Genomic DNA, 23880 nt, shown 5'->3' with positions numbered 1-23880 from the left:
AACGTGCGGTGGGTTCGGTGTCAGCGCGTTCGACGAAGGGGCGCGCCGGCATCGTGATGTTGATCGCTATAATGCAGTTTTTATGAGAACCTATAAGTTTAAAGCTCTTCAGAGATTGATTACTGAAGACTGCTGGAGCGTCTTTCGCGCAGCATACACATTACACGTCTATAAGTTTGATGATCCGCTTAACTGATTTTTATGACATACATATGCGGACTAGACCTAACTATAATCGTTAAATTACAACTAGTTGTACATTCCTTCACCGAAGACCTTTGTCGCCTTCGATAATAGATTGAGGGTGCGCCTGGATTTAATTTTGACAAAAGCCGGTGATTATCAATCAAATGTAAAATGAGCTTATTGACATATGTCGATCAATGAGTGATTTTTGTCGTGCGTGGTCAAGGAGGATACCGTGCAGACGCTATTGAAAGTTGAGAGCCTGAAAAAATCGTTCAGCGGTGTTGCAGCACTTCGCAATGGCCAGCTGGAACTGCGTGCAGGTTCGGTCCATGCGCTTTGCGGCGGCAATGGCGCAGGCAAATCCACGTTCCTCTCCATTCTGATGGGTATCCAGCAGCGCGACGGCGGCAAGATTTGGCTGCGCGGCGAAGAGGTTCAGTATTCGACGCCTGCGGAAGCGCTTAAATCCGGTATCGCGATTATCGAACAGGAGCTGAGCCCTGTTCCGCATATGAGTGTTGCAGAGAATATCTTTCTTGGTCGTGAACCTTCAGCACGATTTGGCGGCATTGACTTCAAGAAGATGAACAATGAAGCGCAGGCGCTTCTGGATCGTCTGGAGTTTGACATTCGCGCGACACAGGTGATGAGCCAGTTGTCGGTTGCACAGATGCAGCTCGTGGAAATCGCCAAGGCGTTCAGCCACAATGCCGATGTGATCTTCATGGATGAGCCGACATCGGCCATCGGTGAAAAGGAAGCGCAGCAGCTGTTCAAGGCGGTCGAGCGTCTCAAGGCTGAAGGTAAAGGCATTGTTTATGTCTCGCATCGCCTGTCCGAGATTTTCCAGATCGCAGATTCCTATACGGTTTTCCGCGACGGCGGTTATGTCGGCTCGGGCGCGCTGAGCGATATCGACCGTGCCGAACTGATCCGTCTGATCGTCGGGCGTGAGCTTGGCGAAGAATTCATCAAGACCAACGAGCCTACCGATCAGATTGGCTTCGAGGTTTCCGATCTCGCTCTTCCTGGCAAGATCGAAGATATTTCCTTCTCGGTCCGCAAGGGCGAAATCTTTGGCATTTATGGCCTGATGGGTTCTGGTCGTTCCGAAATTTTCAACTGCATCTTCGGTCTCGAAAAGGCAAGCAAGGGCGAGATTCGACTTGAGGGCTGCGCGCTCAAAGTGGGCAAGCCTGCTGATGCAATGGCTGAAGGCATTGCCTTTGTCACCGAAGACCGCAAGCTAACGGGACTTAACCTCACAGACAGTGTGCGCGCCAATATCTGCCTTGCCAGTCTTCCTGAAATGAGCCCGTCATTTGCCATGCGTCAGCGCGAAGAAGCTGAAGCAAGCGCTAAGATGATCGCGCATTTCGGCATCAAGGCAGCACGCGACACGATGCCGGTTTCCGGTCTTTCGGGCGGCAACCAGCAGAAAGTTGTGCTGGGCAAATGGTTCCTGCGCAATCCGCGCCTGTTGTTGCTTGATGAGCCGACACGCGGTGTGGATGTGGGCGCAAAACGCGAAATCTATCGCATTATCTGCGAATTCACTGCGTCAGGCGGCACCGTCGTAATGATTTCATCTGAAATCGACGAGGTTCTGGGCATGTCCGACCGTATCCTCGTGATGCGGCAGGGCCGGTCGGCTGGCGTCTATGACAGGGCCGACACTGACGCACAAAAGCTGGTGCATCTGTCAACCTGATGGCGGGCGTTGATCTAAGCGCATCCCAAAAAGCGGGAACCGGTTTTCGGGATGCGCGTAATGCAATGCTCTGCACGCTTGATTGAGATTAGGCCTGACACTGGCAGGCTGGGAAGAGGCTGGAAAACGTGAGCAATATCGAGAAAACACAAACGAACAGCTGGTTCGCTTCCGAGAAGCGCCGGTTGATCATTCAGGAATACGGCATTTTCCTAGCCTTCCTGCTTCTGGTCTTCATTCTGTCGGTGTCGAATCCATACTTCCTGACAACGGGCAATATTTCAAACGTCCTCCTGCAAACCTCGATCAACGGTGTGCTGGCGATCGGTATGACGTTTGTTATTCTGACGCGGGGCATTGACCTATCTGTCGGCTCAGTTGCAGCGCTCACAGGTATTGTTGCAGCGAGCCTCGCCACGACATCTGCCGCTGCAAGCGTTGCGGGCGGCCCTTATCCGGCAATCGTCGCCATTGCTGCCGGTCTTGCAGTTGGTTGTGCCTGCGGCGCACTGGTTGGCTGGATTGTTTCGCGTTTCTCGGTGCCAGCATTCGTAGCAACGCTCGGTATGCTGTCGGCTGCACGCGGCATGACGCTTATCTACGGTGGCGGTAAGCCTGTGCCTGCACTGATCCCGGATTTCCGCTGGATCGGAACTGCCAAGATTATGGGCATCCCGATGCCTGTCATTATTCTGGCGATTGTCTTCATCGGTGCCTGGTGGGTTCTCACGCGCACGCGCTTCGGCCGTTATGTCTATGCTGTTGGCGGTAATCCACATGCAGCAAAGACATCGGGTATCAACGTCACTCGCGTTCGTTTCTCTGTCTATGTCATCTCCGGCGCACTTTCCGGCCTTGCAGGTATGATGCTTGCTGCCCGCACCGGCTCCGCGCTGCCACAGGCCGGTATTGCTTACGAACTGGATGCAATTGCTGCGGTTGTTATCGGCGGCACCAGTCTTTCGGGCGGCGTAGGCCGTGTCACGGGAACGCTGATTGGCGCGCTCATTATTGGCGTCATGAATAATGGTCTCGATCTGATGGGTATCGAATCTTACTACCAGCAGGTTCTCAAAGGTGCGTTGATCGTCGGTGCAGTCATGCTCGATCAGAAACGCAACCAGAGCGCCTGATTTCTAAAAAGTCTGAACTGCCAGTTTCATGGCGCAACCAAAGCCGCACATTCAATCATCGCGGATATTGTGGAGGAGAATACCAATGAAGAAACTGCTGATTGCCCTGGCATCGGCTACGGCTCTGCTCGCAGGCGCCGCAAATGCTCAGGAAAAGCTGAAGATTGGCGCAGCCCCTTACGGCCTGAATGCTGAATTCATGCAGATCTGGTCTGAAGCGCTGAAAGAACATCCAGCTGTGAAGAGCGGCGAAGTTTCGTTGACGGTTTTCGACGGTCGCTATGACGCGCTCGTTCAGCAGGAACAGTTCAACACCATGATCACCCAGCAGTTCGACGCGATCATTTTCGTGCCGATCGATGTTGAAGCCGGTGCGACTGCCGTTCAGGCAGCTGCCGATGCAAACATTCCGGTTGTTGGTTCCAACACCCGCGTAAACTCTGATCTTCTGGCTTCTTATGTCGGTTCTGACGATGCGGTTTCCGGCTACATGGAAGCCAAGACCGTTCTCGACAAAATCGGTTGCAAGGGCAATGTCGTCATCATCGAAGGCCCGATTGGTCAGTCGTCGCAGGTTTCGCGCCTCGAAGGCAACAAGAAGGCGCTTGCTGAATGCCCGGACGTGAAGGTTCTTGAACAGCAGACCGCAAACTGGTCGCGCGCTGAAGCACAGACGCTGATGGAAAACTGGTTGACCGCACACAAGGGCGAAATCAACGGTGTAATCGGCCAGAACGACGAAATGGCTCTCGGCGCGATTGAAGCGATCAAGTCGGCAGGCCTTAAGGTTGATGACTTTGCTATCGCCGGTATCGACGGTGTGACCGATGCGCTTAATGCAGTTAAGGCCGGTACCATGACGTCGATCCTGCAGGATGCTCGCGCTCAGGCGCAGGGTGCAATGGATCTCGCAATCTTCCACGCGAAGAAGGGCGACTACAAGCCACAGTCCGATATCTGGGCTCAGTATCCTGACATGCCGTTCAACGACGGTAAGGACAAGGAATACAATGTTCCTTGGACGCCAGTAACTGCCGACAATGTCGACAAGCTGCTCGAAGCACGCAAGTAATAGAGAACTGCGGGATGGGCATCCAGCTCATCCCGCAACCCAAACATTCCGCTACCCTCAACACCGAGGATCAAACAATGTCCGACCAATCTCCCCAAATCGACCTGAACTTCCCCCTCAACGGTAAAGTTGCTCTGGTAACTGGCGCTGCTTCCGGTATTGGCGCGGCCGTTGCTGAAGCCTTCGCTGCCAAGGGTGCAAAGGTTGCTGTGCTTGATATCAATGCTGATCAGGCGCGTGCCAAGGCAGAAGCGCTTGGAGCGGATGCAAAGCCTTTCGTCTGCGACGTATCTGATCCGGCTTCGGTGAAGGCTGCGGTATCAGGCGTGGTCGAGGCATTCGGACAGATCGATATCGCTGTAAACAGCGCCGGTGTTGTTTTCCTCGCTCCCGCCGAAGATCTGACCATTTCCGATTGGGATCGCACGATTGCAATCAACCTCAAGGGCAGCTTCCTCGTCACGCAGGAAGTGGGCCGTGCAATGATCGCTGCAGGCAAAGGCGGCAAGATCGTCAATCTCGCCTCGCAGGCCGGTACTGTTGCGATTGAAGAGCATGTTGCTTACTGCGCGTCGAAGTTCGGTGTTATCGGCATGTCGAAAACCTTTGCTGCCGAATGGGGCAAATACGGCATCACCGTCAACACGATCTCTCCGACCATTGTTCTCACGGAACTGGGCAAGAAGGCCTGGAACGGCGAAAAGGGCGAAGCCGCCAAGAAGCGCATTCCAACCGGACGCTTCGCGTTTCCGGAAGAAATTGCAGCCGCCGCAGTCTTTCTGGCGTCAAGCGGTGCGAACATGATAAATGGTGCCGACCTTCTGATCGATGGTGGCTACACAATTCTTTAACAAAGCGAACGGTCTGACGATTGTTCGGGGCCGAAAACACGGCTTTAAAATTATAGAGCGGGAACTCATCTCTCGCCTTCGATAGGTGCAAAATGCAAAGATTTATCAATAACCCTGATGAAGTGGTCGAAGATACCGTCAAGGGTTTCATCAAGGCGCATAAAGACCTGGTCCGGCTTTCGACGGAAAATCCTCGCGTGGTTGTCGCGAAAGATGCACCTATCGAGGGGAAAGTTGGCGTTATTACCGGTGGTGGCTCGGGCCATGAGCCTGCCTTCATCGGCTATACCGGCAAGAACCTGCTTGATGCTGTTGCCGTTGGCGAACTGTTCTCCTCGCCAACTGCCAAGAGCTTCTATGATGCCGCTCGTGAAGCCAATGGTGGTAAAGGCGTCGTCTGTCTTTATGGCAACTATGCTGGCGACAACATGAACGTCAAAATGGCGATCAAGCTTGCTGCCAAGGCCGGAATTGAAGTTTTGACCGTCGTTGCCAATGACGATGTCTGCTCTGCGCCTGCTAGCGAGCGCGAAAAGCGTCGCGGCGTTGCTGGCGAAATCTTCATGTGGAAGGTTGGCGGTGCAAAAGCTGCATCGGGTGCAAGCCTTCAGGAAGTACAGGCAACGGCACAGAAGGCCATCGACAATTGTCGTTCTATCGGCGTTGGCCTTGGTCCGTGCACGCTGCCAGCTGTCGGCCATCCGAACTTTCAGATCGAGCCGGGTACGATGGAAGTCGGTATCGGCCATCATGGCGAGCCGGGCGTCCGCGTCGAGCCGTTGAAGCGTGCTGACGAAGTTGCCAAGGACATGAGCAAGATCGTTCTCGAAGATCACAATTTGCCCGAAGGCACCGAAGTTGCGGTTCTGGTTTCCGGACTTGGCGCAACGCCGATCAACGAGCTTTATATCCTCAACGATACCATCGAGCAGGAAATTACCGCGCGCGGCCTCAAGGTTTATCGCACCTATGTCGGCAATTACTTCACGTCGCTCGAAATGGTTGGTGCGACGCTGACAGTCATGGCGTTGGATGATGAACTGAAAGCACTGCTGGATGTAGAAGCCCGCTGCACGGCGGTTTTGTAAGAAAGAGGCATATCATGCAGACATTCAAGAATGCCGGATCGGGTGAGATCGTTCTTTCGCTTGCAGACCGGATTATCGAAAACAAAGCTTACTTAAGCGAAATCGACGGCAAGATCGGCGATGGCGACCATGGTGTGAACATGGCCAAGGGTTTCGGCCTCGCGGCCGAACGCCTGCGCGGCAAGGATGTAACCCTTGCTGAAGGTCTTGATACGCTCGGAACAGTTTTGCTGACCGAAATCGGTGGCTCGATGGGTCCGCTTTATGGCGTGATGTTCAACGAGTTTGCAGAAAAGCTGGAAGGCATCGAAAATATTGATGCAGCCACGTTCAGCACCATGCTTCATGCAGGTCTTGAAGGCATCCAGTCGATCGGTTCGGCAAAGCTTGGTGACAAGACACTGCTCGACACGCTGATCCCGGCAATCAATGCTTTTGACGAAGCAAATGGCAAGGGTCAGTCTTTTGCTGAAAGCCTGGACGCTTTGTCGGCAGCTGCTGAAGTCGGTCGCGACTCCACACTTAATCTCGTGGCAAAGATCGGTCGCGCAAGCCGTCTTGGTGAGCGTTCACTGGGTGTCCTTGATGCGGGCGCAACATCCTGCGCACTGATTCTGACTGATCTCGCAGCACAGGCAAAGAGCCGCTTGCAGTAAGGCTTTCTGTCCCGATTTTGAGTTTGGCGTCTGAAAACTGTGTGGGTCCACACGTTCAGGCGCCAAATTCGTTTCATCATGTTGCAATTGCGTTTGAACGCTTTCATGTTTGCTGCGCAGGAGAGAGGCAACAGAAAATCGCATGACGCTCAAGCCCAACCCATCGCGCAAGGTCGGCAAACCAAAGACCGGTACAAGCGAGAATTCGATCACGATTCCCATGCGTTATGGCGATGATCCCTATGTATGGGCCTGCTGGCTTTATTACGAAGACGGCCTGACGCAGAGCGAGATTGCCGATGTCATGGGCATTTCGCGCGCAACCGTGAACAGCTATTTGGCCGAAGCGCGCGATAAGGGCATCGTCAACATCTCCCTTGAGGGTGGGCGGTTGGAATCGCTGTCTGTTGCTCAGGAGTTGAAGCGCCATTTCGGCCTGACAGACTGCCTTATCATTCCGCATGACGACAATGCCCGCCCGTTGATTGATCGACTTGGGGTTGCGGGCGCACATGCGCTTAACAAGATTCTCAAATCCGGCGATACACTCGCGGTTGCCTGGGGACGGACGGTGCTTTCGGTCGGCGAGCAAACTGCCATCGGCTCTTTGCAGGACATGACAGTCGTGCAGGCGACAGGCGGCACCACGGCGTCATTTCCCTATACGCCCGAACGTTGTGCGGCAGCGCTTGCAGAAGCCGTCTCGGCACGCTGCGTGAATATTATGGCGCCCGCCATGGTGCGTTCGCAACAGACTCGGGATGTGTTGCTCGAAGAGCCTTTGCTTCAGGAACAATTTGCGACCCTTGAGAATGCCAATCGCATTCTTTTCGGCGTTTCGTCGCTTCGTTCCAATTCTACCATTCACACCAGCGGCTTTTTTGAATCGGTTTCTCTGCAGCAATATCTTGCAGCGGGCGCTGTCGGTGTTGTGGCAGGCCGTTTCATCGATGAGCGTGGGAAACCGGTTGCAGGTCCGCTCGATGAGCGGACAATCGGCATCTCACTGGATAAGCTGCGGCAGATTCATACCCGTATTGCGGTTGCAGGCGGTTTCGACAAAGTGCCAGCACTTCTGGCAGCGCTCCGCGGCGGTTTCATCAATGTGCTTGTGACCGATGCTGCGACAGGACTCGGTATTTTGCGCGCCGATGGTGTGATTGATCTTGATGCGCGTCTTTCGCAGAAGCCCAAGACCAATCAGGTTCCTACAGCTTTTCGCGTGCGGGTGAAGAAGCTCCTCAACAATCCAAACGAAGTGGTTGAGGAAATGCTCGACGGTATTGTTCGGGCCCATAGCAAATTCGTGCAGCCGATTGGCGGCTCCAACCGGGCACTGGTCGCGCGAGATGGTCCGCGCCCCGGCAAGGTGGGGCTTGTCATTGGCGGTGGTGCCGGTCACGAGCCATGCTTTGTGGGCTATGTGGGCAAGGGACTGGCTGACGCTGTTGCGGTCGGCAATGTCTTCTCATCGCCTCCGCCCGATCCGATTGTGCAATGCGCGCTGGCAGCTTCCAACGGCGAAGGCGTTCTCTTCGTCTATGGCAATTATGCCGGCGACGTTATGAACTTCGAGATGGCGGCTGAAATAGCCGAGGAAAAGGGCGTCAGGATCAAGAGGGTTCTGACTACCGACGATATTGCCTCATCGCCAATCGACGACAAGGACGGACGCCGCGGCGTGGCAGGTAATTTCTTCGTCTTCAAGGTGGCAGGGGCTGCCTGCGACAAGGGTTTGTCGCTCGATGCCTGTGAGATCGTTACCCGCAAGGCCAATTCGCGGACTTATACGATCGGTGTGGCACTTGAGCCGGGTTCGTTGCCGCAAACCGGTCGGCATAATTTTGAAATCGGCCCCGAAGATATGGAAATCGGCGTTGGCATTCACGGCGAGCCGGGTGTATCGCGTGATCGCATTCGTCAGGCCGATGAAATTGTTGACGGCATCATGGACAGAATCTTCAACGAAATGAAGGCTGTTCCGGGTGATCGCGTGGCGGTTCTGGTCAACTCATTCGGAGCGACACCGCTGATGGAACTTTACGTTCTCTATCGGCGTGTGGCGCAGCGACTTGAAGCCAAGAATATTCACATTGAAGCCAACTGGATCGGGCATTATTGCACGTCTCTTGATATGGTCGGAGCATCGATATCAATCATGCATCTCGATCATGAGCTGTCGGAGCTGCTGCTGCATCCATGTGAAACGGCAGGCCTCAAAATCAGCTAAAGGCTGTGTTTGGGTTCTATCGTTTCACGGTGCCTGAAAGTAAATTAGCATACGCCTTATGACGAGCGACGCGCGTTGCAGTTGTAAGGTTTGAGGAGAAAATCCATGTCGGAAACTGCGGCTCGTCGTCTTGCCCATATGTTTGATGCTGTGTCTGCGTCGCTTGAAGCGGAACGCGATCGGCTATCCGAACTCGACGGCGCGATCGGTGACGGCGACCATGGAACGACAATGGCCCTGGGCTTTCAGGCCGTGCGCAGTGAATTGTCGAAGCTTAATCTTGATGAAACCGACATTTCGACGGTTCTCAATACGGCGGCGACCGCATTCATTAATGCGGTCGGTGCATCGACTGGGCCGCTTTATGCCACTGGCTTCCGCCGTGCAGCGCAGGCAACGGCAGGCCGCAACGATCTTGATCTGGTGACTTGTGCGATCATCATTGAGGCCATCGGCGTTGGCATTCGTGAGCGAGGCCACGGACAGCGTGGCGACAAGACAATGCTTGATGCCTGGCTGCCTGCCGCCGAAGCCGCGCAAACGGCGGTGAATGAAAATCAAAGCGCGGGCGAATTCTGGAATAGGATTGTCTCAGCTGCCACGGCCGGTGCCAACACGACCCGATCCATGATTGCAGCCAAAGGGCGTGCCGCGCGTCTTCGCGAACGTTCGCTTGGTCACATTGATCCAGGGGCTGCATCGACGGTCATCATCCTGCAGGCGATGGCGGCATCGGCAAAGAGCTGAGGGCTGGCTTAAAAGCGGAAGTAGGATCGTAATAATAGAATATTACTCGAGTTTCCCGCGTCCTCATATGATTTCAATTATTGAACCTTGTAGGATATCAGTCCCAAACAAACTGGCTGATGTCCGGCAGACGTATCGGCTCAATGCGGAACTGACGTATAGAGCCCTCGGTTAAGTGCGCCAGAAGTCTTCTGTTTCTAGGCATAGACTGCGGGATCGGCGAGGCGACAAAGCCTAAACGCACCGCCTTCATTCTCATATTTCCCCAAAAATTGGATCGTTTGTAGCTACGGTTTCGTCAGCATCTGAGATGCTGATGTTTTCAACCTAAGAGCTGACGCATGTTTGGGAAATTGTTTCGGTGTTGGCGTTTCAAACGAAACGTCAGGTGCTTAATAGCTGACGATTGATAATCTATAAATTCACTAGAATTAATTATCGAAAGCTCGTTATGAACATCACATCGCGTGAACAGGAGTTCTGGCTGCAGGCCGAAGAGGGCGCTCATAGCGGACAGACTCAGCGGATTGTCTTGCGCAAGCTGCCGCGTCGGCGGCGCGATATTCGCCCATCTTTTATCCTGCAAAGGCTCGGTGCGACGGTAATTTCTGTTCTTGGTTCAGTGTCTCTGGTTTTCTTTCTGATTTTTGCAACCGGCAGCCCGGCTACTTTGCTCGCGGGCGGACAGGCGACGAAAGAAGAAATCGCAGCGCTGAATGCCAGCTATGGGTTTGATCGCCCTGTGATTGAGCAATATGGGCAATTCCTGTTTAACACCCTGCGTGGCGAGTTTCCAAAATCATTGCGTTTTGACATCCCTGCTGTTGATGTTCTGGCGCCTGCTATCCCACTGACGCTAGTGCTGGTTTTGGCGGCACTTTTGATCGGTTCAGCATTAGGGCTGATAGCTGGTTATCTATCGGCCACCTCATCAAACCGGTTTCTCCGTGAAGGTCCGCTGGCACTTTTGACCGTTGTACAGTCGACGCCTGTTTTTGTGACCGGCATTCTTGCGGTTCTATTCTTCTCATTGACGCTTGGCTGGCTGCCAACGGGGGGCAGTGGAAGCCTGCGTCATCTCGTTTTACCTGCTTTGACTTTGTCTCTGCTGATTGCTCCACCCGTAGCGCGACTGTTTCGCACCAGTCTTAAACAGCAGCAGGGCGCAGACCATGTCCGCACTGCTTTATCAAAACAGATTTCGCTCGGTCGTGTGCGTTTCAGGCACATCGCAATCAATGCCCTGGTTCCTGTGATCGCACTCTTGGGCACGCAAACGGGAACCCTGTTGGGCGGCGCTGTTCTGACAGAAACAGTCTTTGGCTGGCCGGGTGTTGGTACAGTTCTGGTTAGCGCCGTTGCTATGAAAGATTACCCAGTCATTCTGGCGGCGATTGTCTTGATCGCCCTGACCGTCAGTTTCTGCAATCTGCTCGCTGATCTTTTCATCGCTGTTGTCGATCCACGAAGTGCGGTGACAAAATGAGCAATATTTCCACTTCTGAAATCGCTGGTAGCCCGCGCGAAATTCCAACGCCAAGACTGGCGTTGAGAGGCAAGTTCGGCTTGCTGATCATCCTGCTCTGGGTGGTGGCTGCCATCTTTGCGCCACTCCTTGCACCTTACGAGCCCAACTCCAGTGATCTGATGGCGTTCCTGCAAGAGCCGTCATTCAATAACGGGCATTGGCTCGGTACCGATGATCTTGGACGAGATATTTTAAGCAGGGTCTTCTACGGCGCGCGACCTGTTCTGCTGGTTGCAACCGTTGCAACGCTTCTTTCTGCTTTGATCGGAAGTTTGTTGGGTATTGTTGCAGGATTGAGCAATCGTTTGCTCGACCAGATCATTGCCCGGATCGCTGAAATTCAGCTGACAATTCCCGGTCTGGTTTTGGCGCTTCTTGCACTGGCATTATTTGGTTCAAGGCTTGAGAACCTGATCCTTATTCTGGCGCTTGAAAGCTGGCCTCTGCATTTCCGCGTCGCGCGTTCCTATACGCTAAATGCGCGCAATCAGGGCTATATGGAAGCCGCATGGCTTGCAGGTGTTCCGCTGTGGAAGTCCGTTCTGCGCCATATCGTGCCAGGCCTGTTGCCGCTGCTGATTGCAACGTCCACGATAAGTGCCGCCTTCATCATCATGACAGAAGCCGGTCTCAGCTTCATTGGTTTGGGTATTCAGCCGCCAACTGCCGATTGGGGTCTGATGATCGCCCAGGGAAAATCGCAGCTAGGCGCCGCCTGGTGGCTGTCGCTTATGCCAGCTCTCGCTCTGCTCAGCCTTCTCTTTGGTGTGCAGCTTTTGGGTGATGCCCTTTCAAGCAGGCTTTCCGCGCGCGAAACAGGAGAGCCAGCATGACAATTATCAACACGCTTCTGTCCGTTGAAGGGCTGGTTGTCAGGTCAAATGAAACGGCACTTGCAGGTCCGGTGTCATTCACGCTGAAACAAGGCGAAACGCTTGGGATTGTTGGTGAATCCGGTTCCGGTAAAACCCTCACGGCAATGGCTATTGCCGGGCTTCTGCCGCAGAGCCTTCATGCCGATGGACAGAGTTATCTCGATGGGGCACCACTCGCGCTTGGCATATCTGATCGTGGTCGTGACTTTAGAACGTCACAGATTGGTGTGGTTTTTCAAAACCCGACAACGGCTCTTAATCCGCGGCTGAGCGTTGGCGCTCAGCTGTTTGAAGCCCTGTCGCCTGCCATGCGCGGCGATAAGGCCAAGGCTGCGACTATCTGCCTGCACCTTTTGGAAGAGGTGGGCATCAGCGAGCCGGTGAAGAAGCTCACCGCTTGGCCACATGAACTTTCGGGCGGGCTGGCGCAGCGCGTTGTCATTGCGATGGCTTTGGCGCGGCAGCCGAAACTGCTTATCGCGGATGAGCCGACGACAGCACTTGATGTAACGGTGCAGGCGCAAATTCTTGATCTCATTGCCCGACTGCAAAAACGTCATGGGTTCGGTGTTCTGCTGATTACCCACGACATGGGCGTGATCCGGGATCGAGCGGATAGTGTTGCTGTCATGGATGGCGGGGCGATCGTTGAAAGCGGCGCTACGCTCAATCTTTTTACAAATCCCAAGAGCCGCGCTGCGCGATCACTTCTGAAGGCAAGCGAGCTGGTTTTTGCGACCGCGAGTGGTGTGCTTCATGATGCTGCTTCCCAACCTCCACTTGTTGAAGTGAAGGCTCTTCAAAAGACATTCCGCAATGGCCCGCGCGCGCTTGGTGGTGTCGATATTTTGGTGAAGTCTGGAACGACACTGGGGATTGTCGGCGAGAGTGGTTCGGGTAAAACCACGCTGGCGCGGATTATTGCTGGACTGGAGCGCGCAGATGACGGCCATATCCTGATTGATGGCAATGTTCGACCTCCGCGGACACGCTCAGACCACGTACAATATGTGTTTCAGGACCCGTATTCGTCTCTCGATCCACGCATAAGCATCGTGAACACAGTGGCGGAACCCTTGCTTGCCAAGGGGCTTCGCAAAGCTGAAGCTTTGAGAATTGCGCAAGGCTTGCTTGAAGAAGTCGGTATCCATCCCGCTTTGTGGCATCGCTTGCCGGGACGTTTATCGGGAGGACAGCGCCAGCGCGTAGGTTTCGCGCGGGCGATTGCACCCAGCCCCAAACTTCTCATCGCCGATGAGCCAGTTGCTGCACTCGACTCCACATCGCGGGAGCGCGTGCTTGCCTTGATGGAAGACATGCAGCGTCGGCATGGCACTGCGCAAATGCTCATTTCTCACGATCTATCGGTCATTGCACGGCTTTGTCGCGAGGTCGTGGTGATGCGCGGCGGTGAAATCGTTGAGCGCGGCGAAACCCGCCGGATCTTTGAGGCTCCGGCTCATCCTTACACTCGACAGTTGCTTGCGGCCATTCCCGGCAGAAAGCCGCTTGTCGCTCCCAAGTTCTGAATCTGAACACAAAAACTGGAAAAAGACACATGATTGTAAAACGATCATTGCACGCATTGAGACTGATGGGAGCAAGCCTGCTTCTCATGTCTGCAACGCTATCGGCGACCCACGCGCAGGCACCTGCGGACTATGGCAAGACCCATGAATTGGTGGTGGCGCTGCCTTATGCCTTGCAGACCCTTGATCCAGCCGTTGGGGGCAATTTGCGCGGCGATCTGAGCATCATCGCCTCAATCTATTCGCCACTGACGCGCCTTGATGGTGAAGGCAAACTGGTGGGTGTTCTGGCCAAGGACTGGAAACAGGAGTCGGATACGCGTTGGGTGTTCGATCTGCGCGACGACGTAGTTTTCTCCAACAATGTGCCATTTGATGCTCAAGTCGTTAAGTGGAACATCGAGCGCATCCTGTCGTCAGAAAAGCCAAGCTGGATCGTCTCGTCGATGAAGGCGGTTGATAAGGTTGAAGTCCTTTCACCGCATCAGGTTGCCTTTACGCTGAAAGCGCCCGACATTGAGTTTCCCAAACGGCTGGCAGGCATTTTCTATCTGGAACCTGAATGGGCCAAGTCACACAACCCAGCGATTGAGGCTCTTGGCACCGGCCCCTATAAGCTGGTGAGCTATAATCCAGAGGGCGAAGTTCGCCTTGAAGCCAATGAACATTACTTCGGCAAGGCAGCACCCTTCACCAAGGCGCAGTTCCGAGTTGTGGTCGATGCTGCAGCCAAGATTAACGGCCTGAAATCCGGCGAGATTGATGCCGCAGCGGTTATCGCTCCGCAGGATCTCGCACAGCTCGAAAGCAATGGTAATCTGGTGGCAGGTGCGCGCCCAAGTACGCGCGTACAGATCATCCGTTTCAACACCAATATCAAGCCGCTTGATGATGCGCGTGTGCGGCAGGCTTTGAACTACGCCATTGATAAGGAAGCTATTACAAAGGCGCTGTTCAAGGGATTGGTAAGCCCTGCCAACAGCCAGATCATCACCAGCTTCCATGAGGGCTACAACACAGACCTGAAGCCGTGGCCTTATGATCCCGAGAAGGCCAAAGCGCTGCTTGCGGAAGCGGGGTATCCGGATGGCTTTGATGTCGAGATGGTGTTTGGCAAAGGCACCTATGTCGGTGGAGAGCAGGCAGCGCAGATTATCGCGGCCCAGCTTGCAGCGGTTGGAGTACGTGCGCAGCTCAATATTCTGCCTGCCTCGTCCCATGCCGAGCGCGCGGCGTCTGACAAAGCCGCTGGCCTGACGTGGTTTGGTTACGCCGATACGGCAAGCATTGCTGCTGAAACACTGACCTATCTCGGCAGCACGCATTTTCAGACAATTGGACCCGTCCCAGCCGCCTTTGACGAAGCAGTGAAGCAGGCAAAAGGCGCACTCACCAAGGACGCCGAGCTTGCATCAGTCAAACGCGCGACCGAAGTGGCATCTGACGAAGCGCTTGCCGTCTTCCTTTGGGATCTGCCGCAAACCTATGCCTACAGCAACAAAGTCGTATGGGACATCCGCCGGGATGACTGGACGCTGCCATACGAAATCAAACCTGCTGAGTAAGCCTCTCTTCCAACATACCGAATACAGGAAATACCTATGACCAGTGGTCTGACGAAATATATCCGACACAAGAGAAAGCTGTACGACGCACGAAAGGGACAGCCAGCAGGCACCGGCCAGCTTTCCGCCCGCGTTGTTGCTGAAGGACGCAGCGGTATCCGTCGTCTTTTCATTCGTGATTTTCAGATTATCACCGATGGATCGCCCGCCGGCGGTGGCTTTGATCTTGGTCCGGCCCCGGGTGAATTGCTGATCGGCGCTGTTGCTGGTTGCCTCAATCATGGCTTTCTTATTCAGGCATCCCTGCTCGATATCGAGATCGATGCGCTGGAAGTTGTCGCTGAAGCTGTGAGCAAGCCGGGACAAATCGGAACAGGCTCAAGCGAGCCAGTCGATCTGGAACTTCGCTACACCGCGAAAATCCAGTCTCCCGCATCTGACGCTGAGCTGGAAGACCTGCGCCAGCGTGTTGAGCTTAACAGCTTTGTTTATAACGTCGTTACCCGAGGCGCTTCGATTGCAGGACATCTGGAAAGGATCACCGCATGACCATTCGAGTTATCGAAACAGATAAGGCAACGTCCGGCGGTCTGCGTTTCGCCACACGAGCGACCCCTGAGCCGGGTTATGGGGAAGTGCTTATCGATGTCACACACACCTCGCTGAATTTCGGTGAAACCCGGCGTGGTGCGCGCGGTCTTGAGGCTGATGGTACGGTTCTTGGATGGGATGCGTCCGGTGTGATTGTAGCCGTTGGTCCACAAACCAAAGCGCCTCCCATTGGAACAGTGGTTGTCACACGCGCCCCACTTGGTGCCTGGGCAGAAAAGCGCATTGCACATGTTGAGGATATCGCGGTCATTCCGGAGGGTGTCGATCCGGCAGAAGCTGCAACCCTGCCAACGGCAGCTGTTACGGCGCTGGCGACCTTGCAGCTTGGTGGGCCAATTCTCGGCAAGACAGTTCTCATCACCGGTGCTTCTGGCGGTGTAGGCCGCTTTGCAATTCAGCTTGCACGACTGGGTGGTGCGCGTGTTATCGCTTCTGTGGGATCGGAAGCCAGTGCAGCGGGTCTGACAAAACTTGGTGCAGACCTTGTTGTGACCAGCCTTGATGATGTGAAGGAAGGTATTGATCTGGTGATCGAGAGTGTTGGCGGGGCGCAGCTCGTGCAATCCTTCAAGCTTCTTAACCGGCATGGCAATGTGCAGAGCCTCGGCTGGGCTTCAGGCGAAGACGCCGTTTTTGGTCATCTAGGCACGGTTGGTCCGGTTGGGCGTCACATTCATGGCTTCCTGATTTCCGAGTATCGGGTGGGCTCTTATCTCACGGCACTGCTGCGATGGCTGGCCGAGGGCAAGCTCAAGACAGAAGTGAAATGGCGTGGCGACTGGAACCAATTTGACCAGGCTGTCGCGGCCCTTCTTGACCGGCGTTTGCATGGTAAGGCCGTTCTGGATGTGAAACCATGAATGCACATGCCCAATCCTCCCGGCATACGCAATGGTTTGATCCGCCAATCGAGGCGGACATCCGGGCGCGTGTCGAGCAGGTGAAAACTGAGCTTGCGCCGCATGTGGTAGGGCGGGACCGTAAAGGTTCCGCCCCCGTTGAGGAAGCATCGCTTCTTCGGCAGTCCGGTCTGGCTGCACTAACGATTGATAATGGTCTGGCGCTGTTTCGTAAAGCTGACGACCGCCGGGCAGCGATAGGCGCACGCTGGCAACATGCCCTTTTTGCGATCCGGGAAATTTCACGCATCGATTTATCGAGTGCAGCACTTCTCGGTTATAATTACATGCATTTGCTGCGTATTGAGATTGCCGGGCGTGGGCCGGTGTTCTCAAAAGCCGTGGCAGATTCGTTGCAGACGCCGACGCTTTGGGGTGGTGCCAACAATCCAGGTGGTCCTGCCGCAGACCTCAAGCGGGTTGATGGTGGATATATTGCCAATGGCAGGAAAAGCTTCGCAACCGCTGCACAAACAGCTGACCGTTTGGTCGTCGGCGAAAGCTATCGCGCGCCCGATGGCCATGAGAAACGTTTGACGTTCGTTCTTGATGCGTCAACACCGGGCATTGTCCATGCTAATGACTGGGATGGCATTGGTGCGCGTCGCTCCGCTTCAGGCAGTCTGGTATTTGAAAATGTATTTATACCGGATGATGCGATTTTCAGCACATCGGCAGCCGATCCAACAAAGCGTCCCCTCAATGAATCGATAGGCTCGCTGGCCTTTCAGATCATGTTCGTCAATTTTCTCAATGGAACGGCGTTAGGGGCAATTGATACTGCATTGTCGCAATTGCACTTGCGCAAAAACGGCCAGAACACATCAGTGCCGGACTATATCGCCGATACAATTGGCAATTCTATCACCACAGCCAATGCATCTTTTGCGCTTTCAACTGTCGCCAACAAGGCGTTTGGCGAACTGGTTGCAGACATTGATGAGAACCGTCTGACACCGGAACGCCGTGGCGAGATTGCTGATCTCATATCACAGGCCAAGGTTGCTTCGGACGCAGCAGCGCTCTCAGTAACATCGCGCATTTTTGAAGCCGTTGGCGCGCGTTCCGCGACTTTGAAACAAGGGCTGGATCGCTATTGGCGTGATGCTCGCATCTACACGCTGCATGATCCTGTGGCTGTAAAAATACAGGAAATTGGCAGATATGCCGTTGATCTTGAGTTGGCGACGCCTTCGGCGAACAGTTGATTTTGTCAGCACTTATCTCATAAGTATCGTCCAGCTTTCAAAGCTGGACGGGCCTGTCAAGCAAAGAGCGAACTGATGGACATAACTGACGCAAAATCCACGCATCCGAAAGAACGCCGGAAAAAGGGAAGCTGGCGCTTCCTGTTCCGCTCGGACAGTGTTGCGCTCAATCTTGTTGCGACCGTCGCTGCTTCAAAAGACAGGGCCAAGGGGATTGACCGCTTTTCAGAGCCTTCACTGCTGGACAGATGGCTTTGTGAAGCGGAGTTACCACCGCTTGCCGGTTCTGTGACGGACGAGGAACTTGCAAAGACAAAGTCTTTGCGAGAGGCAATATTCAGGCTGGCGGATAATCGCATCAATCAAGGTGAGATATCGGTATCGGATATTGCTTTGATCAACGCTCATGCCCGTTCAGGTATGCCGGTTTTGCGTATCGCCTGTGATGGCTGCAGTACCGAGCCGCCTGATGCAGCCGAAATGAACGAAATTCTTGGCTTGATCGCGCGTGATGCGATCGACGTTTTCACCGGGCCATATCGCACGCGTATCAAGCAATGCGCGTCGCCACGTTGTCATGTCATGTTCGTTGATAAATCACGGGCAGGTAATCGGGTTTGGTGTGCCATGTCTCCCTGTGGAGATCAGGCAAGTGCGCGCGCTTATCGAAAGCGAAAAGCGAAAGAGAGTGCATAGAGGCTGGGTCGAGATGAGCGATAAGCATGTTATCGCTGAGAAGCGGACGATTGTGGCTGCACCCAATTGTCTCGAAACGTTTAACCCTTAGTGTTTCTGTTTTCGCATTCTCATGCCGCGCGGACAAAACATGCGAGATGCCGGTTGGTGTTTCGCTCGACAAGCGATGGCGGGGCTTCACGACATTCTGCGACAGCGAGAGGACATCTTGTCGAGAAGCCGCAGCCCTTCGGCGGGTTGGCCGGACTTGGCAGATCACCGCGCAATACAATTCGCTTGCGTTGCCGTTGGGCGATTGGGTCAGGCAATGGAATGGCTGATATCAGTGCTTCAGTATAGGGATGTTCTGGACGATCAAAAACATCGGAGGTTTCGCCGGTTTCAACGATGCGCCCCAGATACATGACAGCTACGCGATCCGCGAAATGCCTTACAACTGAAAGATCGTGACTGATGAACAGATAGGACAGTCCAAATTGGCGCTGAAGATCGAGAAGCAGGTTGAGTATTTGCGAGCGGATGGAAACATCAAGCGCTGAAACAGGCTCATCCAAAATCATTAGTTTTGGGTTGAGCGCAAGCGCTCTGGCAATCACGATGCGCTGCCTTTGTCCGCCCGAAAAAGCGCCGGGTTTTCTCATTGCATGTTCCGGATGCAGCCCGACCAGCTTGAGCAGCTCGGCGACACGAGCGCGTTGCTCCGCCGCTGTCCCGATATTATGGATTGCAAGCGGTTCGGCAATGCTTTCGCCTATTGTGAGCTTTGGGTTCAGTGCCGATGCCGGATCCTGAAAGACGATCTGAATGTCGCGTGAAAGTCCGCGGATTGTTTCTGACAAGCCATGAGCAACCGGCTTTCCATCAAAACTGATATTGCCCGATGTCGCTTTCGTCATGCCGAGGATTGCAGTGCCGAGCGTGGACTTGCCACAGCCTGACTCACCAACAAGTGCAACGCTTTCCCCGCGTGCGATATTGAGACTGACCCCATCGACAGCTTTGACGAAGTTGACGGTGCGCCCTAGCAAGCCACCACGAATAGGATAATGAACTTTAAGATTGTCGACCGAAAGCAGTGTCTCGCTCATAGCAGCGCTCCCACTTGTTGCGAACGCCAGCAGGCAGCAGCACCAACATCAATTCGTGTTGAAAGCTTTGGAGCGACCTCATGACATTGATCTTCTGCAATGGGGCAACGCGGTGCAAAGCGACAGCCTTCAGGCCATGAACCGATTTTGGGTACGATACCTTCAATCGTTCGCAAATGCGTTTTAGGTTCACCATCGAGACGCGGAATGGTCGAAAGCAAAAGCTTCGTATAAGGATGCTCTTGTCGTGCGAAGATCGCTTCGACCGGAGCTTGTTCGATGATGCGCCCCGCATACATCACTGCCACACGGTCTGCCATGTCCGCAACAACGCCCATATCGTGGGTGATGAGCAGTATCGCCGTTCCGGTCTCATCGCGGAGTTTTTTCATAAGGTCAAGGATCTGCGCCTGAATGGTAACGTCAAGCGCTGTCGTCGGCTCGTCGGCGATTAGAAGACGGGGGCGGCAGATCAAAGCCATAGCAATCATGGCACGCTGGCACATGCCGCCGGACAGCTCGAACGGATATTGCCCGAAACGAATTTCCGGCTCCGGAATGCCCACTTCTTCGAGCATGGCAATAGCAGCATGGCGGGCTGCTTTGCCGCTCAAGTTGCGATGCACGACGAGGCTTTCCTCTATCTGCCTGCCAATTTTCATCAGCGGGTTAAGTGAAGCAACGGGTTCCTGAAAAATGATCGCAAGATCATTGCCACGCAGGCCTCGCCGCGCTTTATCGGAGATGCTGACCAGATCACTTTCGCCGAACCAAATGCTGCCGGATGCAATTTTAGCCACTTTGGGGAGCAAGCCCATCACGGAAAACGCAGTCAGGGATTTTCCGCAACCGGACTCGCCTACAACGGACAGGATCTCTCCTTCGTTGACTTGAAAACTGACGCCATCCACGACCGGCTGATCCGCAATGTGAACGACAAGTTCATCAACTTTGAGCACAGGTTTTGTCATTCCGCCTCCGTACCCACGGCTGCCCAAGGACTGTAAGGATGCGCCATACCAATATTGTGGCCGTCTTCACGCATGACAACAGAAGGGATGGAGAAGTTCACCGGATAGAGTGTGTCTTCGATGATCTCGACAGGAAATTCCTCGCTCAGCCGCGTGGCAACATCCGCCCGTGCGCGCTCGCTGACGCGAAGCTTTACGCCGCTGGCATCTATCCGTGGCGCGTGCAGCGCTGCCTCCGGCGAAATGCCGAATACATCGATATATGACAATATCTGTGCCACAGCGGGCATAATCTGCCGCCCACCTGCACCGCCGAGCGCCAAATGAGGTATGCCATCTTTACTGGCAATAATGGGGCACATATTGGCAAGGGGCTTCACGCCAGCTGCAATTGAGTTTGGCTGGCCGGGACGAGGGTCGAACCACATCATGCCATTGTTCATGAGAAGATCGAGCGACGGCGCGACGGCCTTCGAACCAAAGCGCGATAATAACGTGTTGGTGAGTGAAACCATGGTGCCATCACGATCAACAACACTGATATGTGTCGTGCAGCTTTCCCCACTGCTGCCATGACCGAGAGTGCGAAGCCGGTCTTCGGATGCGCGCCGAATGGCTCTTGCAAAGGCGAGCGCAGTTTTTCCCGAAAATGCATTTTCCTGCGGCAATGTCCTGTCGAGTTCTTCAAGAACGCGTGCCAGTGTCGGTCCGCCGGAAAGCCCAGGCATGGCGTGGACGGAGGAGTTGCGATAATCAATCGTCAGCGGCTTCTTCCACTCCGGCTGGAAGTCGCGCAGATCGTCGCTTTCAATGCGACTGCCACCAGCACGTAAATCGGTAATGAGAGTTTCGGCGATTTGACCTTCGTAGAAATCGCGTGCGCCTGCTTGTGCCAGCCGTTCCAGCATTGCAGCCTTTCTCGGCATGGGAATACTGCGCGGCGAGCCTGTTTCCGGCACACGAGGCGCACGGCCATTATCGAGAAAGAGCGCACTTGATGCAGGAAAACGGTTTAAGCCTTCGCTATCGATAGCCAGACAAAGCGTGGTGAACCAGTCGATTTGCAATCCCCGTCGGGCATGGTCGATTGCTGGCTGCAGCGCATCGGCGAAGCTGATGGAACCAAAGCGTTCCAGCGCAGATGCGAGGCCCGCGATGGCGCCCGGCACACATATGGAGCTGTAACCTATAAGGTTCCGGTCTTCGACAACTTTGGGCCAGTTAAACCAATCGCCGTCACTGCCGGCTGCTACCGGATAATCGTTGGGGTCAAGACGGCTCGCGGACACCACGTTGAAATCAAGCGCGTCAACACTTCCGTCTTTGCCATCCGCACGCAGCAAAAAGCCGCCTCCACCAACACCGGAAAGCCATGGCTCAACAACACTCAAGGTAAGTGCTGTGGTTACTGCGGCATCCATGGCATTGCCGCCACGGCGTAAAACGGCGGCACCTGCTTCGGCGGCGAGCCAGTTCTGGCAGGCGACCATGCCGCCTTCGCTGCGGATTTGCTTTTTCTGGATTTCCCAGTTCTCAGCCATGCGTCTGTCCAAATCTGCGGTTTCCGATAGCGTCGGGTATTTTCGCCCCGACAGCAAAGCGCCCTGCATTGGCGGACGAAGCATGGTGCGCTGCGATCTCTTTCGCCGTGGCAACCCACGCGTCTGACTGGCCGGCGATATTATCCAGCAGTTCTTCCAGAAGAGCGATGCGTTGCGCCCGACCCGAAATCCAGTCATGCACGGTCAGCGTAAACAATCCGCCAAAGCGGTGCAGTGTGCGCCATTCGGAAATCCAGTCTTGCAATATTGCCTGTCCGGATTGAAACGGCCACTTGTCGCGTCCGCCACCTTCAAACTTGAAGAAAATGGCGTCATCGGTTGCCCACTGCACCGGAATTTCCGTAACACCATCGATCTCATAGGGATGGTCAAAGCCGGAGAGCGAGGAGTCATAAGCCAATCCCATACGCTTGATTTCACGCAGCATATGCGGTGTAATTTCCCATGCGGGCGAACGAAAGCCGACCGGGTTCTTGCCGGTTTGTTTGAAGAATAGTTCTATGCTTGCTTCCAGCGCGCCGGTGAATTCCGCATCTGATGCGTCGGCAACGATTTCATGAAAATAGCCATGCAGACCAACCTCGTGCCCGGCTTCAACGAGGGCTGGCAGGATTTCCGGATTGGTTTCTGCGGTCAGCCCAGGAACGTAGAAGCTCGCTTTGACGTTATAACGAGCAAAAAGGTCAATCAGTCGATAAAGCCCTGTGCGTGGTCCGAAGTTACGGATTTCGAGCGTCGCAAGTCGATCAGGAAGGCCGTCGCGGTGCGCCCACATGAACGGCACCTGCGCATCCACATCAACTGACAGAAGCGTTGCAGATTGCTTTCCGGCTGGCCATTGATAGCTGGGCCAAGGTGATTTGATGTTTAGCCCTTCGGTCATAGCGCATTCTTCTTTTGCTGGAAAACGGCAAGTGAGCCGATGGAGTTGCCGCCATCGACCGTCAATGTAGCGCCGGTGACATAGGCGGCGGCCGACGATGTGACATAAAGAACAGCGGATGCCACATCAGGAGCGGACGATGCGCGTCCAAGCGGGATCGATGCAGTGACGGTCTTCACATGCTCATCGGATAAGGAGCTGACATCACTTCCGGCTGCAAAGCCCGGTTCCACCGCATTGACGCGGATGCCATATTCAGCAAGCTCAAGAGCGAAACCTTTTGTGAGGCGGTCGAGAGCGGTTTTAGAGGTGCAATAAGGAACGGCTGTAGTCCGCATTTTGCGAGCGGCACCCGACGAGATGTTAACGATGGAACCGGTGGTTTGTGTAGCAACCATCTGTTTTGCGAAAAGCTGTGACAGCAGAAATGGCGCGCGCAGATTGACGCCCATGATGCGGTCCCAGTCTTCCACCGAAATATCGAGCAGGAAGCCTGACGGATATATGCCTGCGTTGTTGACGAGAATGTCCGGTGCGCCCCAGCGTGCCGCAACTGCGTCTGCAAAGCTGGTGATCGAGGCCGCATCGGTGAGGTCTGAGACAATACCGAAATGGCCTTCGCCGGGAAGTTCCGCGACGCGTGAATCAAGTTTTGACTGATCCTGATCGGTAAGGCAGAGGATTGCGCCTTCCTTTGCAAAAGCTTTGGCAATCCATCCGCCAATTATGCCTCCAGCGCCGGTTACGATAACTTTTTTGCCTTGGAATTCATTCTCAAAATTCACGG

At 54.5% G+C, this 23880-nt stretch carries 22 protein-coding genes; 17 read left to right on the top strand and 5 right to left on the bottom strand.

What is annotated here, in order from left to right; all coding sequences use genetic code 11:
• The 17 genes from CEV34_RS27255 to CEV34_RS25245 form a co-directional block, all read left to right on the top strand.
• The coding region (locus CEV34_RS27255; protein WP_210199597.1) for a hypothetical protein at positions 1–196 on the top strand (196 nt) is incomplete at its 5' end.
• 225 nt (positions 197–421) lie between these two features.
• Positions 422–1900, top strand: a complete 1479-nt coding sequence (locus CEV34_RS25320; protein WP_094544751.1) for a sugar ABC transporter ATP-binding protein — start codon at positions 422–424, stop codon at positions 1898–1900.
• 128 nt (positions 1901–2028) lie between these two features.
• Positions 2029–3033 carry an ABC transporter permease gene (locus CEV34_RS25315; protein ID WP_007880217.1) on the top strand — a complete coding sequence of 335 codons (1005 nt, stop codon included), beginning with the start codon at positions 2029–2031 and terminating at the stop codon, positions 3031–3033.
• An 85-nt stretch (positions 3034–3118) separates the two neighbouring features.
• Positions 3119–4105, top strand: a complete 987-nt coding sequence (locus CEV34_RS25310) for a substrate-binding domain-containing protein (RefSeq protein ID WP_007880212.1) — start codon at positions 3119–3121, stop codon at positions 4103–4105.
• Between the two features lie 77 nt (positions 4106–4182).
• Entirely contained in the window at positions 4183–4956 is a 774-nt protein-coding gene (locus tag CEV34_RS25305) for an SDR family oxidoreductase (protein WP_007880203.1), read from the top strand.
• Positions 4957–5048: 92 nt separating this feature from the next.
• On the top strand, positions 5049–6044 hold the full coding sequence (locus CEV34_RS25300; RefSeq protein WP_007880198.1) for a dihydroxyacetone kinase subunit DhaK: 996 nt from the start codon (positions 5049–5051) through the stop codon (positions 6042–6044).
• Between the two features lie 14 nt (positions 6045–6058).
• Positions 6059–6700 (top strand): dihydroxyacetone kinase subunit DhaL, encoded by a 642-nt coding sequence (gene dhaL / locus CEV34_RS25295; protein ID WP_007880197.1) that lies wholly within the window; start codon positions 6059–6061, stop codon positions 6698–6700.
• 142 nt (positions 6701–6842) lie between these two features.
• Positions 6843–8930, top strand: a complete 2088-nt coding sequence (locus CEV34_RS25290; protein ID WP_094544750.1) for a bifunctional sugar-binding transcriptional regulator/dihydroxyacetone kinase subunit DhaK — start codon at positions 6843–6845, stop codon at positions 8928–8930.
• A 105-nt stretch (positions 8931–9035) separates the two neighbouring features.
• On the top strand, positions 9036–9677 hold the full coding sequence (gene dhaL / locus CEV34_RS25285; protein WP_007880193.1) for a dihydroxyacetone kinase subunit DhaL: 642 nt from the start codon (positions 9036–9038) through the stop codon (positions 9675–9677).
• Positions 9678–10128: 451 nt separating this feature from the next.
• Positions 10129–11163: an ABC transporter permease gene (locus CEV34_RS25280; RefSeq protein WP_094544749.1), complete on the top strand. Its 1035-nt coding sequence runs from the start codon at positions 10129–10131 to the stop codon at positions 11161–11163.
• Positions 11160–12038 (top strand): ABC transporter permease, encoded by an 879-nt coding sequence (locus CEV34_RS25275; RefSeq protein WP_007880185.1) that lies wholly within the window; start codon positions 11160–11162, stop codon positions 12036–12038. Before CEV34_RS25280 ends, CEV34_RS25275 begins: the two co-directional genes overlap by 4 nt.
• Positions 12035–13609: an ATP-binding cassette domain-containing protein gene (locus CEV34_RS25270; protein ID WP_007880183.1), complete on the top strand. Its 1575-nt coding sequence runs from the start codon at positions 12035–12037 to the stop codon at positions 13607–13609. Before CEV34_RS25275 ends, CEV34_RS25270 begins: the two co-directional genes overlap by 4 nt.
• Before the next feature lie 29 nt (positions 13610–13638).
• Positions 13639–15174: an ABC transporter substrate-binding protein gene (locus CEV34_RS25265; RefSeq protein ID WP_007880178.1), complete on the top strand. Its 1536-nt coding sequence runs from the start codon at positions 13639–13641 to the stop codon at positions 15172–15174.
• Positions 15175–15210: 36 nt separating this feature from the next.
• A complete protein-coding gene (locus CEV34_RS25260; protein ID WP_007880177.1) occupies positions 15211–15723 on the top strand; it encodes an OsmC family protein in 513 nt (170 codons plus the stop codon).
• A complete protein-coding gene (locus CEV34_RS25255) occupies positions 15720–16646 on the top strand; it encodes a zinc-binding dehydrogenase (RefSeq protein ID WP_007880176.1) in 927 nt (308 codons plus the stop codon). Before CEV34_RS25260 ends, CEV34_RS25255 begins: the two co-directional genes overlap by 4 nt.
• Positions 16643–17893 carry an acyl-CoA dehydrogenase family protein gene (locus CEV34_RS25250; protein WP_007880170.1) on the top strand — a complete coding sequence of 417 codons (1251 nt, stop codon included), beginning with the start codon at positions 16643–16645 and terminating at the stop codon, positions 17891–17893. Before CEV34_RS25255 ends, CEV34_RS25250 begins: the two co-directional genes overlap by 4 nt.
• 75 nt (positions 17894–17968) lie before the next feature.
• Positions 17969–18589, top strand: coding sequence for a CGNR zinc finger domain-containing protein (locus tag CEV34_RS25245; RefSeq protein WP_007880168.1), 621 nt, complete (start codon positions 17969–17971; stop codon positions 18587–18589).
• Positions 18590–18699: 110 nt separating this feature from the next.
• Here the strand turns inward: CEV34_RS25245 and CEV34_RS25240 are convergent, their stop codons facing one another.
• From CEV34_RS25240 to CEV34_RS25220, 5 genes are read right to left on the bottom strand one after another with little or no spacing between them, the layout of a single operon-like run.
• The gene (locus CEV34_RS25240) at positions 18700–19677 is read right to left on the bottom strand and encodes an ABC transporter ATP-binding protein (RefSeq protein WP_007880166.1); all 978 of its coding nucleotides are present in this window, start codon (positions 19675–19677) and stop codon (positions 18700–18702) included.
• Positions 19674–20648: an ABC transporter ATP-binding protein gene (locus tag CEV34_RS25235; RefSeq protein WP_007880164.1), complete on the bottom strand. Its 975-nt coding sequence runs from the start codon at positions 20646–20648 to the stop codon at positions 19674–19676. Before CEV34_RS25235 ends, CEV34_RS25240 begins: the two co-directional genes overlap by 4 nt.
• Complete coding sequence (locus CEV34_RS25230) at positions 20645–22189, bottom strand: gamma-glutamyltransferase family protein (RefSeq protein ID WP_007880162.1); 1545 nt, start codon at positions 22187–22189, stop codon at positions 20645–20647. The genes CEV34_RS25235 and CEV34_RS25230 overlap by 4 nt, the downstream gene beginning before the upstream one ends.
• The gene (locus tag CEV34_RS25225; protein ID WP_007880160.1) at positions 22182–23093 is read right to left on the bottom strand and encodes a polysaccharide deacetylase family protein; all 912 of its coding nucleotides are present in this window, start codon (positions 23091–23093) and stop codon (positions 22182–22184) included. Before CEV34_RS25225 ends, CEV34_RS25230 begins: the two co-directional genes overlap by 8 nt.
• Complete coding sequence (locus tag CEV34_RS25220; RefSeq protein WP_007880158.1) at positions 23090–23878, bottom strand: SDR family NAD(P)-dependent oxidoreductase; 789 nt, start codon at positions 23876–23878, stop codon at positions 23090–23092. The genes CEV34_RS25225 and CEV34_RS25220 overlap by 4 nt, the downstream gene beginning before the upstream one ends.
• Between the last annotated feature and the right edge of the window lie 2 nt (positions 23879–23880).

It is taken from the genome of Brucella pseudogrignonensis (assembly GCF_002252525.1).
Taxonomy (GTDB): Bacteria; Pseudomonadota; Alphaproteobacteria; order Rhizobiales; family Rhizobiaceae; genus Brucella; species Brucella pseudogrignonensis.
The sequence above is the reverse complement of the archived record's forward strand: the minus strand, read 5'-3'. Positions and strand labels throughout refer to the sequence as shown.